Annotated in this window: 9 protein-coding genes; 2 read left to right on the top strand and 7 right to left on the bottom strand. The window is 61.9% G+C overall.

What is annotated here, in order from left to right; genetic code table 11:
* Positions 1-266: 266 nt before the first annotated feature.
* The 4 genes from FGQ61_RS07690 to FGQ61_RS07675 all read right to left on the bottom strand — a co-directional run bounded on the left by FGQ61_RS07690 (position 267) and on the right by FGQ61_RS07675 (position 6,140).
* A complete protein-coding gene (locus tag FGQ61_RS07690) occupies positions 267-2,414 on the bottom strand; it encodes a Tex family protein (RefSeq protein WP_138375133.1) in 2,148 nt (715 codons plus the stop codon).
* 411 nt (positions 2,415-2,825) lie between these two features.
* Positions 2,826-3,866 (bottom strand): Gfo/Idh/MocA family protein, encoded by a 1,041-nt coding sequence (locus FGQ61_RS07685; RefSeq protein WP_138375132.1) that lies wholly within the window; start codon positions 3,864-3,866, stop codon positions 2,826-2,828.
* A gap of 69 nt (positions 3,867-3,935) precedes the next feature.
* Positions 3,936-5,192 carry an MFS transporter gene (locus FGQ61_RS07680; protein ID WP_138375131.1) on the bottom strand — a complete coding sequence of 419 codons (1,257 nt, stop codon included), beginning with the start codon at positions 5,190-5,192 and terminating at the stop codon, positions 3,936-3,938.
* 66 nt (positions 5,193-5,258) lie between these two features.
* Positions 5,259-6,140: an SDR family NAD(P)-dependent oxidoreductase gene (locus FGQ61_RS07675; protein WP_138375130.1), complete on the bottom strand. Its 882-nt coding sequence runs from the start codon at positions 6,138-6,140 to the stop codon at positions 5,259-5,261.
* 233 nt (positions 6,141-6,373) lie between these two features.
* Between FGQ61_RS07675 and FGQ61_RS07670 the strand changes: the two genes are divergently transcribed.
* Both FGQ61_RS07670 and FGQ61_RS07665 read left to right on the top strand, forming a co-directional pair.
* Positions 6,374-7,252: a LysR family transcriptional regulator gene (locus FGQ61_RS07670; RefSeq protein ID WP_238022664.1), complete on the top strand. Its 879-nt coding sequence runs from the start codon at positions 6,374-6,376 to the stop codon at positions 7,250-7,252.
* A gap of 120 nt (positions 7,253-7,372) precedes the next feature.
* Positions 7,373-8,464, top strand: a complete 1,092-nt coding sequence (locus FGQ61_RS07665) for a GGDEF domain-containing protein (RefSeq protein WP_204986968.1) — start codon at positions 7,373-7,375, stop codon at positions 8,462-8,464.
* 180 nt (positions 8,465-8,644) lie between these two features.
* Here FGQ61_RS07665 and FGQ61_RS07660 read toward each other — a convergent pair whose 3' ends face one another.
* The 3 genes from FGQ61_RS07660 to FGQ61_RS07650 are packed head-to-tail and all read right to left on the bottom strand — an operon-like array spanning position 8,645 to position 12,867.
* On the bottom strand, positions 8,645-10,564 hold the full coding sequence (locus FGQ61_RS07660) for an ABC transporter ATP-binding protein (RefSeq protein WP_138375128.1): 1,920 nt from the start codon (positions 10,562-10,564) through the stop codon (positions 8,645-8,647).
* Positions 10,557-12,371: an ABC transporter ATP-binding protein gene (locus FGQ61_RS07655; protein WP_138375127.1), complete on the bottom strand. Its 1,815-nt coding sequence runs from the start codon at positions 12,369-12,371 to the stop codon at positions 10,557-10,559. Before FGQ61_RS07655 ends, FGQ61_RS07660 begins: the two co-directional genes overlap by 8 nt.
* Positions 12,364-12,867: a MarR family winged helix-turn-helix transcriptional regulator gene (locus tag FGQ61_RS07650; RefSeq protein WP_138375126.1), complete on the bottom strand. Its 504-nt coding sequence runs from the start codon at positions 12,865-12,867 to the stop codon at positions 12,364-12,366. Before FGQ61_RS07650 ends, FGQ61_RS07655 begins: the two co-directional genes overlap by 8 nt.
* Positions 12,868-13,161: the final 294 nt, after the last annotated feature.

The raw sequence follows: 13,161 nt of genomic DNA, 5'->3' as shown, positions 1-13,161 counted from the left end.
TGCCAGCAAGTTGGCGCTTGGCTTCCATATCCTGCCGTGGGCAAAGGTACCCCCGCCTGCGCCGTGCAAAATTGAGAGTATTCAGCAAGGTAAAGGCTTTTACCAGTTAACCGAAGCACGGAACAGCCCCCGTTTTGGCTCTGATGATGCTAAAACGGGGGCCGTTTTTGACTTTATTGCCTCTGAGGGGCGTTCGGGGCGGCGGAAATTGCAGAATACTCGCGATTTTGCACGTCGCGAGAGGGGGGACCCTTGCTTTAGGTGGTTTACTTCCCCTGCACCATGGTGAGCGAGATCTTCTTGCGGTCGCGATCGACCTTTTCCACCCACACCTTTACCGTGTCGCCGACGCGCACCACGTCGCTCGGGTGCTTGACGAAGCGGTTGGCCAGCTTGGAGATGTGCACGAGGCCGTCCTGGTGCACACCCACGTCGACGAAGGCGCCAAAGTCGACGACGTTGCGCACCGTGCCCTTGAGTTCCATGCCGGGCTCCAGGTCGTCGATGGAAAGTGCCGAGCGGCTAAAGGCCACCTCGGGCGCGTCGTCGCGCGGGTCGCGGCCGGGCTTCTTGAGCTCGTTGACAATGTCGATGAGCGTCAGGGTGCCGCAGTCCAGGTCGCTTGCCAGCGCCGAGATGCTGCCCAGGCGGCGCTCGATGTCGGGCACGCCGCCGCGGCTGAGCTCGCTTGCTTTAACGCCGGCGCGTTCCAAGACGGACGTGGCCACCTCGTAGCTTTCGGGGTGGACGCTCGTTGCGTCGAGCGGGTTCTTACCGCCGCTAATTCGCAAAAAGCCTGCAGCGTTGAGATATGCCTTGGGTCCCAGCTTGGGGACCTTCTTGAGCTGGCGGCGATCGGTGAAGGCGCCGTTTTCCTCGCGGAAAGCCACGATGTTCTTGGCCACGCTCGGCGTGATGCCCGAAACGTATCCCAGCAGGCTCGCGCTCGCGGTGTTGACGTCGACGCCCACGCGGTTGACGACGTCCTCCACCACGTGGCCCAGGGTGCGCGAGAGCTCGGCCTGGTCAAGGTCGTGCTGGTACTGGCCCACGCCGATGGACTGGGGCGGAATCTTGACGAGCTCTGCCAGTGGGTCCTGCAGGCGGCGGCCCAGGCTCATGGCGCCGCGCACGGTGACGTCCAGGTCGGGATACTCCTGGCTCGCGAGCTCGGAGGCGGAGTACACCGACGCGCCGGCCTCGTTAACAATGGTGTATCGCAGCCCAGGCGCCTGCTCGGCAATGAACTCCGAGACGACTTCCTCGGTCTCGCGGCTGGCGGTGCCGTTGCCGATGACGATGGTGTTGACGCCGTCCTTTTTGACGAGGCGGGCGAGCTCGCGCTTGGTGCCGGCGACGTCGTGGCGCGGCTTGGTGGGGTAGACCACGCCGTGGTCGAGTAGCTTGCCGGTCTCGTCCATGACGGCGACCTTGCAGCCGGTGCGGTAGCCCGGATCGAGCGCGAGCACGCGGGCGCCGCGCACAGGGCGCGCCGAGAGCAGGCCCTCGAGATTCTTGGCAAAGACGTTGATGGCCTCGGTCTGAGCGCGAACGGTGAGTTTGGCGCGGGCCTCGCGCTCCAGCGAGGGGGCCATGAGGCGCTTGTAACCGTCAGCGATGGCGGCATCGAAGATGGGCGCGAAGACGCCCTGGCGTCGGGGCCAACGGCTGCTGAGGCGCGCTGTGGCGGCAGCGCCGTCGACGTTCACGCGCACGCGGAGCTTGCCCTCGCGCTCGCCGCGGTCGATAGCCAGCACGCGGTGGTTGGGTATACGGCGCAGCGGCTCATCATAGTTGTAGTAGGGCTCGTAGGGAGTCTTTTCGGCGGGGTCGGTGGCCTCGACGACGATGTCGGCGGTGTTTTGCGTAAAGGCGCGCAGGTCGGCGACGTTCTCGGGGTCTTCGGCCACCGTCTCAGCCACGATGTCCGCCGCGCCGGCGAGCGCCTTCTCGGGCGTGTCGAAGCCGGCTTCCTCGTTGACGTAGGCCGCGGCGGTGTCGAGCGCGCTGCCCTTGGCCGAGGCCTGCATGATGATCATGTTGGCAAGCGGCTCCAGGCCTGCCTCGCGGGCCTTCTGTGCGCGGGTCATGCGCTTTTTGCGGTAGGGCTTGTAGAGGTCCTCGACACGCTGGAGCTGCGTGGCCTCTCGAATCTGCTGCTCGAGTTCGGGCGTGAGTTTGCCCTGGGCGTCGATGAGCAGAACGACGTCCTCTTTACGCTGCTCAAGATTGCGCAGGTAGGACAGGCGCTCGTCGAGTGCGCGCAGGGCGACGTCGTCCATGCCGCCCGTGGCTTCCTTGCGGTAGCGCGAGATAAAGGGGATGGTGTTGCCCTCGTCGATGAGCTTGACGGCCGCCTCGACGTTGGCGGCCTTAAGGTTGAGCTCGCGGGCGAGCTGGGCGATAAGATCCATGAAACTCCTTGCGGTAAAGGTGCGTTTGCAGCACAGAGCTACCAAGGATACCACCCGTCCCAAAAGACTGTTTTGGGCCGTGCCACGAAAATGACCTATCTACTACGTTTAACCCGTATGGGTCGACCATCCCCCGGTTTTCCGAAAATACGCAAGCCGTCTACCTGCGGTTTTTACTTCGCGAAATTTGGCACGGTTGAGGGCGATCGGTTAAACGTAGTAGATAGGCGCATTTCGTGGCGAACGAATCAGGCCGAGGTGCAAAATGGCCCCTCGCCCCAGAAAAATCGTCGGAAAGGTAGCAAAATGCCCCGCGGGCAGGAGGCTGCTCGCGGGGCAAAGAAGAGGGGCTTGTTGGTGGCGGACCGAAGGGTTCGGCATGGGGCTTCTGCCGCGGTCTGCCCTAAGGCGTTACAGCTCGACGAGCTGGCCGGTCTCGGCGGCCTCCTTGATGGCGTTGAGAAGCGTGAGCGTCTTGACGTTATCGGCGGGCGTCACGACGGGCTCGACCTCGCGGCGGACAACCTTCACAAAGTGCTTGAGCTGCATCTTGTGCGGCAGCGCGGGGTCGACTGCCGGAATCTCCATCTGCAGCGGCTTGTGCCAGTTGGAGGCGCCGTCGTAGGAGAACTGGTGCAGGCGGGGCAGCGAAAGGGCGCCCTTAGTTCCGCCGATAAAGTAGGCGTCGGCGTCGAAGGGACGGTACTGCGGGTCCTCGCGAGCGGTGGCCTCCCAGTTCCAGGGGCTGGCGGTGGCGTCGGAGATGGTCATGCTCGCAAGCGCGCCATCGGCAAAACGGACGTTGACCACGGCGGAGTCCTCGGTCTCAAAACCGCGGGCGGCGCTGGACTGCATGCCCTGGACGGCAACGGGCTCGCCCAGCAGGTAACGGAGCAGGTCGACGTCGTGCACCAGGTTGACCAGGATCGGGCCGGCACCCTTCTTGCGGCGCCACTCGACGTCGAAGTACTCGTCGTTCTTATAGATCATGTAGTGGAAGCTCGACACGGTGAGCTTGCCCAGCTCGCCGGACTCGATGATCTCCTTGGCCTTGTTGACGAAGGGGTTGTGGCGACGGTGCTGACCCACGAGCACGGGCACGCCGGCGGTCTCGGCCTCGGCGGCAAAGGCCTGGGCATCCTCGAGGTCGTTGGAGATCGGCTTCTCGACCAGCGGCACAATATTGCGCTTCACGGCCTCGCGGGCAACGCCCAGGTGCAGGTCGTTGGGGGTGGCGATGATGACGGCCTCGGGCTTGACCTCGTCCATCATCTGGGCGGGATCGGTGAAGAACGGCACGCCGGCGGCCTCGGCCGTGGCGCGGGCGCCCTCAAAGGCGTCGGCGATGGCGACGAGCTCGGCCTCGGGCTCCTCGGTGACGAAGCGGATGTGGTTGCGACCCATGGCGCCGGCGCCGATAACGGCAATGCGGACGGGGTTGAGCTCAGACATTTCGACTCCTTAATACTGTTGGCGATGGAATGCGACAAAGGGACAGTCCCTTTGTCGCATTGGCAATTACTAAGCGGGCTTCTTCTTGCTGTCGGAGACCATCATGTAGACGGTGAGCACGACGGCGATGGCGGCGATCACGATGGCGCCGTAGAAGGACTGCTGGTAGGCGGCGCTGCCAGCCTCGGCGTGATACAGCACGGCGGTGATGGGCTGGCTGATCCAGGTGGAAGCGGCATAGCCCAAAAACATGATGCCGTAGTTGACGCCGATGTTGCTGGTGCCAAAGGCGCCACCGGTGAGCGGCGGGTAGATGACGAGCAGGGCGCCAAAGCTAAAGCCGAGCAGGGCGAGCGCCACAAAGAACATGGCCTGCGTAAAGCTCATCGACATGATGACGAGCGCGACGATGGTGACGACAAGGCTGATGAGCAGCGACTTATAGGCGCCGAGCTTGTCGATGATCTGACCAAAGGACAGACGGCCGACCAGGTTGGCGCAGGTGTTGACGGAGACGACCACGCCGCCGAGGGCGACGGCCGCGGCGCTCGTGGGGTCGGCGAAGAGCTGGACGGCGGCGATGGAGGCAACCTTGCCCACGAGCAGGGTGCCCGCGGTGGCGGCGAAGGCGAAGGTGATGATGAGGACCCAGAAACGCGGGGTCTTGACCATCTCGCCCGGGGTGAGGTCGCCGAAGGTGCCGGCATGTGCGCCACCCTTGGGGGCCTCGAAGCCCTCGGGCAGCCAACCGGCCTCGGGGGCCTTCAGGAACAGGGCGGAGGCGGCGATCATCACAAAGAAGATGACGCCGAGCGCCTTAAGGGCGCCAAAGATGCCCAGGCTCGGGATGAGCAGCGAGGCGAGCACCGGGGACAGCACGGCGGGGCCGGCGGTCGAAGCGGCCAGGGTGATGCCGGAGGCGAGGCCCTTCTTGTCGATGAACCACTTTTGGCCGGTGGTGAGCGCCGGGTTGTAGCCCAGGCCGTTGCCGATGGCGGCGACGAGCGAGAACCACAGGTAGAACTGCCACGGCTCGGTGACGGTGCCGGACATGAACCAGCCCAGGCCGTAGCACACGGCGGCGGCGATAACGACGTTGCGCGGGCCGATCTTATCGGAGATGCGGCCGGCGAAGATGCCCGTCACGGCCATGATGGTCTGAAAGACCGGGAAGGCCCAGGTGAGGGCGCTCGACCACTCGGGGTAGACGGCGAGCAGGTTCTTGCTCACGACGGAATACAGCGCGATGGAGCTGATGAAGAACATGGTGACGCACGCGGCGGAAAGCACGACGGCGCGACCCTTGTTGGAGTTGGTGGAAGCCATTGGACTCTTTCTGATCGATACGGGGGAGGAGCGGGCGTGTCCGCGGGACCTCCCTGTCAGGTTGGTTTACTGGTCAGTCGGCTTGGCGACGCCGGACTCATCGGACCAGAGCTCGACACCCTTGTTCTTAAGGTAGTTGTCGGCATAGGCGCGACGGCCGCCGGGCTTGGCGGTGAGGTCGCCCATCATGTTGGAGAAGCCGCCGTCGACCTTGATGGCGTCGCCGGTGGTGAAGTCCGAGCGCGTGGACGCCAGGAACATGACGGCGTTGGCGATATCGCTGACCTCGCCGATGCGGCGCGTGGCGATCAGACGGCTGCGGCTCTTTTCGACCTCGGGGTCGGCGTAGAAGTTGGCCGACATCGGGGTCTTAACGAAGCAGGGTTCGACGCAGTTGGAGCGGACGCCGTAGGGGCCCCACTCGGCGGCGAGCATCTTGGACATCATGTTGACGCCCGCCTTGGTGGAGCTGTACACGCCCGAGAACGTCTCGGGGGAGTGGCTGGCGACGGTCGAGATGTGCACCAGGCGACCCTGGCCGGCCTTGATCATCTCGCGACCAAAGCGCTGCGAGGTGATGAAGTAACCGGTGAGGTTGACGTTGAGCACCTGCTCCCAGTCGCTCAGCGGCAGGTCCTCCATGGCGGCGAAGCGCAGGATACCGGCGGTGTTGACGAGGACGTCGACGCGGCCGAAGTTGGCGATGGTGGCGTCGACAGCAGCCTGAACCTCGGCCTCGTCGGTGGCGTTCATCTTGTAACCCTCGGCGTGGATGCCAAACTCGGCGGCGAGGTCGGCGGCTGCGGCCTTGACCTTCTCCTCGTCCAGGTCGAGCATGACGACGTTGGCGCCATTGCGGGCGAACTCGCGGCAGATCTCGGCGCCCATACCGCCGAGCGCGCCAGTCACGGCGCAGACATCGCCCTCGAGCTTAAGCCAATTGCTCATAGGAACTTCCCTTCTTGTGCCTCCCGGTGGGTCGCTCCCATTAATCGACCCACGTGGTTTTCGCTGGTTATCGTATGCTTTGCATTTGCGCAGGTGAATTGCATATTTGTTAGAATTGCGTTAACCGTAGGTTTACACTGTGCGATGCAGTTTATTCTCAATTGAGCGTGTGACCTGCGAAAACAACCCCCTGTGGCACCATGCGGTCACAGGCGCGAAAACGGGAGATTGACGTGTACGATCGACGACTCGAGGCCATATCGGCTGCCGCGGAGCTGGGAAGCTTCTCGCGTGCGGCGGCAAAATTGCGTGTGTCGACTCCGGCGCTCGTCAAGCAGGTGTCGGGCTTCGAGGCCGAGTTCGGCATCACGCTGTTCGAACGCTCGCACTCAGGCGTTAAGGTGACGCCGGCCGGCGCACTACTGGTGGACGACGCGCGCTCGATCATGCGGCAGTCCGAGGACGCACTGCGCCGTGCCCGACGTGCGGCGGGCGACGGCGGTGCCGTGCGCCTGGGCGTGTCGATGATGTGTCCGGGGCGCCAAACGCTTTCGATGTGGACGGGCATCCACGATCTGGAGCCGTCGCTGCGATTTGAGATTGTGCCGGTAAGCGACCTCTACGACGAGCGCGAATCCGTCATGCGCAGCCTTGGTCGCGAGGTGGATGTAGTGCAGTCGAGTTTTTCGACGCCGCGCTGGGGTGATGCCTGCCAAAAGCTCCGCATCGTCAACGTGCCGTTTTATATCGACGTGCCGCGCACGAGCCCGCTGGCGCGCAAGACACGCATTACGGTCGCCGACTTGGAGGGCATGCGCCTGCGCGTGCTCCGCCACGGCAACGACGCCATGGACAGCCTGCGCATCGACCTGTTGGCCGACGGCGGCGTGGACGTGATTGACGTGGATAGCTTCGACTTTGCGCTCTTTAACGAGGCGGAGGAAAAGGGCGACGCGGTGCTCACCTGCGGCGCATGGTCGGGCGTGCACCCGGCCTTTGTGGGCGTGCCGTTCCTGTGCGGTCGCGAGGTACCGGTCTTTCTGCACTACCCGCTCGAGCCCACCCTCCAAGTCCAAAAATTCGTCAACGCCATGGCACAACTTCTCAAATAGCTATCGTGTCGATGATTCTTTAATTCCCGTCCTAGAAAAATCATCTGGTAGAGTTGACCTCACGTGAATTCCAGCACGTTGCGTACTACCTGTGCTTTTGTCATTTGGGGGAGTGAACTTGTGAATACTTCTGTCGCCAAGAAAGCCAGCCGGGCGGTGCGCCTGCTCATGATGGTGCTCACGGCAGTTCTCATCTTCTTCTTCATCAATGTTATGCTGCTCGTCTCCGATATCCAGGGCACGGCGCGCGTGGTCAATTACGCCGGTCTGGTGCGCGGTACCACGCAGCGAATCGTTAAGCTCGAGGATGCGGGCCAGCCTCAAGATGACCTGCTCAAAGCCGTGGATTCATACATCAACGGTTTGCGTTACGGAAGTGACGACCTCAACCTCGTCCGTCTCGACGACGATGAGTATCAGACAAAGATGACCGAGCTTGCAAATTATTTTGATGAGCTTTGCGCCGAGATCAGCCGCGTGCGCGAAGTCGGCTACGAGAGCACCGATATCATCGCGATGAGCGAGGAGTTCTTTGGTATTTGTGACGATGCCACACGACTCGCAGAGGACTACTCTCAGGAGAAGGCGTCGGCGCTCAACTATCTCGAGGGCTTGGTGATCATCGACATCGTGGGCTTGGTGGCGACCTTTGCGGTCGAACTTGTTCGCGCGGTGCGCACTGCCGCGCTCAACCGCGAGCTGCAGAGCAAAGTCTATCTCGACGAAGCCACGGGACTGCCCAACAAGAACAAGTGCGAGGAGATCTTGGGGCAGGAGCGGCCTGTCTCCGCGGAGGCGCCCGTTGCGGTGTGCGTCTTCGACCTTAACAATCTGCATACGGTCAATAACAACTTCGGCCACGAGAAGGGCGACGAATACATCCGTTCTTTTGCCCAGCAGCTGGGGTGCGTGGCGTCCGAGACCTGCTTTGTGGGCCGCGACGGCGGCGATGAGTTTATCGCGGTGCTGTGGGATGCCGATCGAACTGCTGTGGAGTCCTGTCTCGCTCGGGTTCGTGCGAACGTGAACGAGTATTCCGAGGCTCACCCCGACATGCCTATCAGCTATGCGGTGGGCTATGCACTTTCCAGTGATTTTGATGAACCGCCTACGATGCGCGAGCTCTTTTCCCAGGCCGACAAAAACATGTACATCGACAAGAACCGCGTAAAGACAGCCGAGGCAGCCGGGCCGCAACGCGAGGAACGGTAAGCTTGTAACAAAGGGCATAGAAAAGCCTCCGCAGCTCGTGTGGCTGCGGAGGCTTTATTCGTTGCGGCGCATTGTGTTTGGGTCGTTGAGATGAGTCGATTTGCCCCGAAAGAGGAGGGCATTGACCTTAGGGTCATGCCCGACGAATGAGCGGCAAATCGGCCATCTCGGCGAGCCGAACTACTCCAGCTCAAACGCTCCGGTATAGAGCTGGTAGTAATACCCGCGCTTGGCAATCAGCTCGTCGTGGTTGCCGCGCTCGATGATGCGGCCGTGATCCAGACAGATGATCGCGTCGGAGTTGCGCACGGTGGACAGGCGGTGCGCGATGACAAACGTCGTGCGGCCTTCCATGAGCTTGTCCATGCCGGCTTGCACGATGGCCTCGGTGCGGGTATCGATGCTCGACGTGGCCTCGTCCAGGATCATCGCCGGCGGATCGGCGACGGCGGCGCGTGCGATCGAGATCAGCTGGCGCTGGCCCTGCGACAGCTGGGCACCGTTGCCGGTGAGCATCGTGTCGTAGCCGTCGGGCAGGCGGGTGATAAAGTCGTCCGCGCCGGCGAGCTTTGCTGCCGCGATGCACTCCTCGTCGGTGGCATCCAGATTGCCGTAGCGGATGTTATCCATCACGGTGCCGGTGAACAGGTTTACGTCCTGCAGCACCACGCCCAGCGAGCGGCGCAGGTCTGCCTTGCGGATCTTGTTGACGTTGATGCCGTCGTAGCGAATCTTGCCGTCGGCGATGTCATAGAAGCGGTTGATGAGATTGGTGATGGTCGTCTTACCGGCACCGGTGGCGCCGACAAACGCGACCTTCTGGCCCGGCTTGGCAAACACGGACACGCCGTGCAGCACCTCGTGGTCGGGCGTGTAGCCAAAGTCGACGTTGTCCATGACCAGGTCGCCACGCAGCGGCACGTACTCGATCTCGCCGGTTGCGCGGTGCGGATGTTTCCACGCCCACATGCCAGTGTGGTGGTCGGCCTCCTCGAGCTGCCAGGTATCGGGGTTCACCTGAGCGTTGACAAGCGTCACATAGCCTTCGTCGGCTTCGGGCTCCTCGTCGATGAGCTCAAAGATACGGTCGGCGCCGGCGAGGCCCATGACCACGGCGTTGATCTGCTGCGAGATCTGGCCGATCTGTCCACAGAACTGCTTGGTCATGTTGAGGAACGGCACCACGACGGCGATGGACAGCGCCATGCCCGAGATGCTCAGGTTGGGCACGCCCAGCGCTAGGAAAATGCCGCCGGCCAGTGCGACCAGCACGTAGAGCAGGTTGCCCAGGTTCATAAGGATGGGCATGAGGATGTTGGCGTACATGTTGGCCTTCTGCGAGACCTCGAAGAGCTTTTCGTTGCGCTCGTCAAAATCGGCTTCGGCGGCAGACTCGTGGCAGAATGCCTTGACGACCTTCTGGCCGTTCATGACTTCCTCGATATGGCCCTCGACAACGCCGAGCTCGGTCTGCTGCGCAATAAAGAAGCGCGCGGAGTTGGAGCCGAGCAGCTTGGTCATAAAGGTCATAAAGGCGACGCCTGCCACAATGACCAGGCACATCCAAACGCTGTAGTACAGCATGATAAAGAACACCGTGACGATGACGATGGTCGTCATGAGCAGGTTGGGCAGCGACTGGCTGATCATTTGGCGCAGCGTGTCGATGTCGTTGGTGTAGTGGCTCATGATGTCGCCGCGCTGGTGCGTGTCGAAGTAGCGAATCGGCAGGTCCTGCATGCGGTTGAACATCTTCTCGCGCAGCTTCTCGAGCGAGCCCTGCGTGACGATGGCCATGGCGCGGTTCCAGAACAGCGAGGACAGGATGCCGACGCCGTAGATGCAGGCGAGGGTGGTCACGAGCTGTGCGATCTTGGGCTGTGCAGCTTCCCAATCGCCCGACTGCCACGATTCGCTAATAATCTGCAGGGCGCTCTGAAGGAAGGTCGCGCCGATGGAGTTGATGATGGCGCAGAGCACCACGCCGACGACGACGAGGGGCAAAAGCACGGGGTAGAAGCCAAAGAGCGTCTTGATGAGGCGCGACATGGTGCCACCCTTGCGGTTGAGCGCGCGCTCGGCGGTCGTTGCCTTACTCATGTGCCTCGCCTCCTTCCTGGGTCTGAGCTTGTGTTGCGGATGCCTCGGTGTCGGCTTCGACGGCCTCTTCGCCCTCGGCAGACATCTTGTTCTGCGAGGTAAAGGTCTCGCGGTAGATCTCGCTCGTCTTGAGCAGCTCATCGTGGTTGCCGATCTGCGCGATGCGGCCGCCCTCCATGACGATGATGCGGTCTGCATCCTGCACGGAACTAATGCGCTGGGCGATGATGAGCTTGGTCGTGTTGGGCAGATAGCTTGCCAGCCCTGCGCGGATCTTGGCGTCGGTCTTGGTGTCGACGGCGCTGGTGGAGTCGTCCAGGATCAAGATCTTGGGGCGACGCAGCAGGGCACGCGCAATGCACAGGCGCTGCTTCTGACCGCCCGAGACATTGGAGCCGCCCTGCTCGATCCAGGTGTCATAGCCCTTGGGGAAGCCATCGACAAACTCGTCGGCGCAGGCCAGATGTGCCGCCTCGCGGACCTCTTCGTCGGTGGCGTTCGGGTCGCCCCAACGCAGGTTCTCGGCAATGGTGCCGCTAAACAGCACGTTTTTCTGCAGCACCATGGCCACTTGGTGACGCAGAGCGTCCAAGTCGTAGTCGCGCACATCCACGCCGCCCACGCGCACGGTACCTTCGGTGGTGTCGTACAGACGGGCGATGAGGTTTACGAGCGTGGACTTGGCCGAGCCGGTGCCGCCGATGATGCCGATGGTCTCGCCGCTCTTAATGTGCAGGTCGATATTGTCGAGCGCCTGGCGCTTCGCATGCGCGGAATACTTAAAGCTCACGTGGTCAAAGTCGATGGAACCGTCGGCAACCTCGAGCACGGGCTCGGCGGGATCGGCGATCGTGGGCTCGGCGGCCAGCACCTCGGTAATGCGGTGTGCCGATTCGTCGGCCATGGTCACCATGACAAAGATCATCGACAGCTGCATCAGACTCATGAGGATTTGGAAGCCATAGGTAAAGATCGAGGAGAGCTGGCCCACGTCGAACAGCGTGCCCTGACTCGTGATGATGAGCTTGGAGCCCAGGTAGATGATGACGACAAACGCGCCGTTGACGCAGATGTTCATCATGGGATTGTTAAAGGCGAGCAGCTTCTCGGCGCGGGTGAAGTCCATCTGGACGTCGCGTGCGGCGGTCGCGAACTTCTCCTTCTCAAAGTCTTCGCGCACGTAACTCTTGACCACGCGCATGCCGGTGACGTTTTCCTCGACGGACTCGTTAAGGGCGTCGTACTTGCGGAACACGCGGGCAAAGATCGGGCGCACCTTATAGATGATAAAGAACAGGCCAAAGCCCAGCAGCGGAATGATGACCAGGTAGACCATGGCGACGCTGCCGCCCATGGCGTAGGCCATGGCAAAGGCAAAGACCAGCACCAGCGGTGCGCGCACGGCGATGCGGATGATCATCATAAAGGCCTGCTGCACGTTGTTGATATCGGTGGTCAGGCGCGTGACGAGTGAGGAGCTCGAGAACTCATCGATGTTGGCAAAGCTGAACGTCTGGATCTTATAGAACAGGTCGTGACGCAGGTTCTTGGCGAAGCCGCAACTCGCATGGCTGCAGGTGATGCCGGCAGCGGCGCCAAAAGCAAGCGACGTCAGCGCGATGAGCACCAAAAAGCCCGCGGTGGGAAGCATCTCGGCTACGGTGGCGCCGTCTTTGATGGCGTCGATCAGGTTGGCGGTGATAAATGGAATCAGCATCTCGCAGAGCACCTCGCCAAGCACCAGCAGCGGCGTGGCGATCGTGACCTTCTTGTAATCGCGGATGCTTCCCATGAGGGTTTTAATCATCCAGTTCCTCCCAGGTTGCGCGGATTTTTTCGAGCATCTCGGCGAGCTGTTCGCGCTCGTCGTGAGTGAGGGCACTAAAGGCCTGCTCTCTAAAGCGGATGCGGGCCGCCTGCTCAACGCGGGCCTTTTCCCATCCCGCATCGGTCAGGCGGATGGTGAGCTGCCGACGGTCTTTGGGATTGCGACTGCGCTCGATAAGACCGCCCAGTTCGAGCTTGGACAGAATCTCGGAAAGGGACCCCGGCTTGAGGTCGAAGTGCATGCCGAGCTCCTGTTGGGACAGCTCGCCGGTCGGCTGCTTGGCGAGTAGGCAGACAATAGGCGCCTTGCCAGATATGCCGCCGCCGTGAAAATGCATGTAATGGCCGCAAAACCCCAGCCCATTGAGGATTCGCTTGGCGAGACGGTCTTTGTCGGACTGGGTCTCGGGCTCGTCTGCTGGCCGTGAGGGGTCGCCGCCGGGTTCATGCGGATAGGCGAGTGGTTCAACACGCATATCTAATCTTCGCTCCTTTCTTTAGTTAGGTAGTGAAATTGTTTTGTGCCTAACCAATTTAGGAGCATGAGAAATGAATGTCAAGGTACCAAACTAGTGGTTACGCGGTTTTACCAAACCGCGTAACGGCTCGACGCTGCAAACCCGCCAGAGCGGCAATCTGCCTTTCAACTTCGGCGGCATGACCAGAAGGTCAATGCCGCCTCGTTTCAAGGCACCTTGCTCACTCTGGCGGGTTTTCGCTCATATGACCCAATCCGCTGTCAAGAGCCACAATGGCCCCGCCGACCGCTT

Source organism: Collinsella aerofaciens (assembly GCF_005844325.1).
GTDB classification, from domain to species: Bacteria; Actinomycetota; Coriobacteriia; order Coriobacteriales; family Coriobacteriaceae; genus Collinsella; species Collinsella aerofaciens_G.
This window is presented reverse-complemented; position numbering and strand designations above follow the sequence as displayed.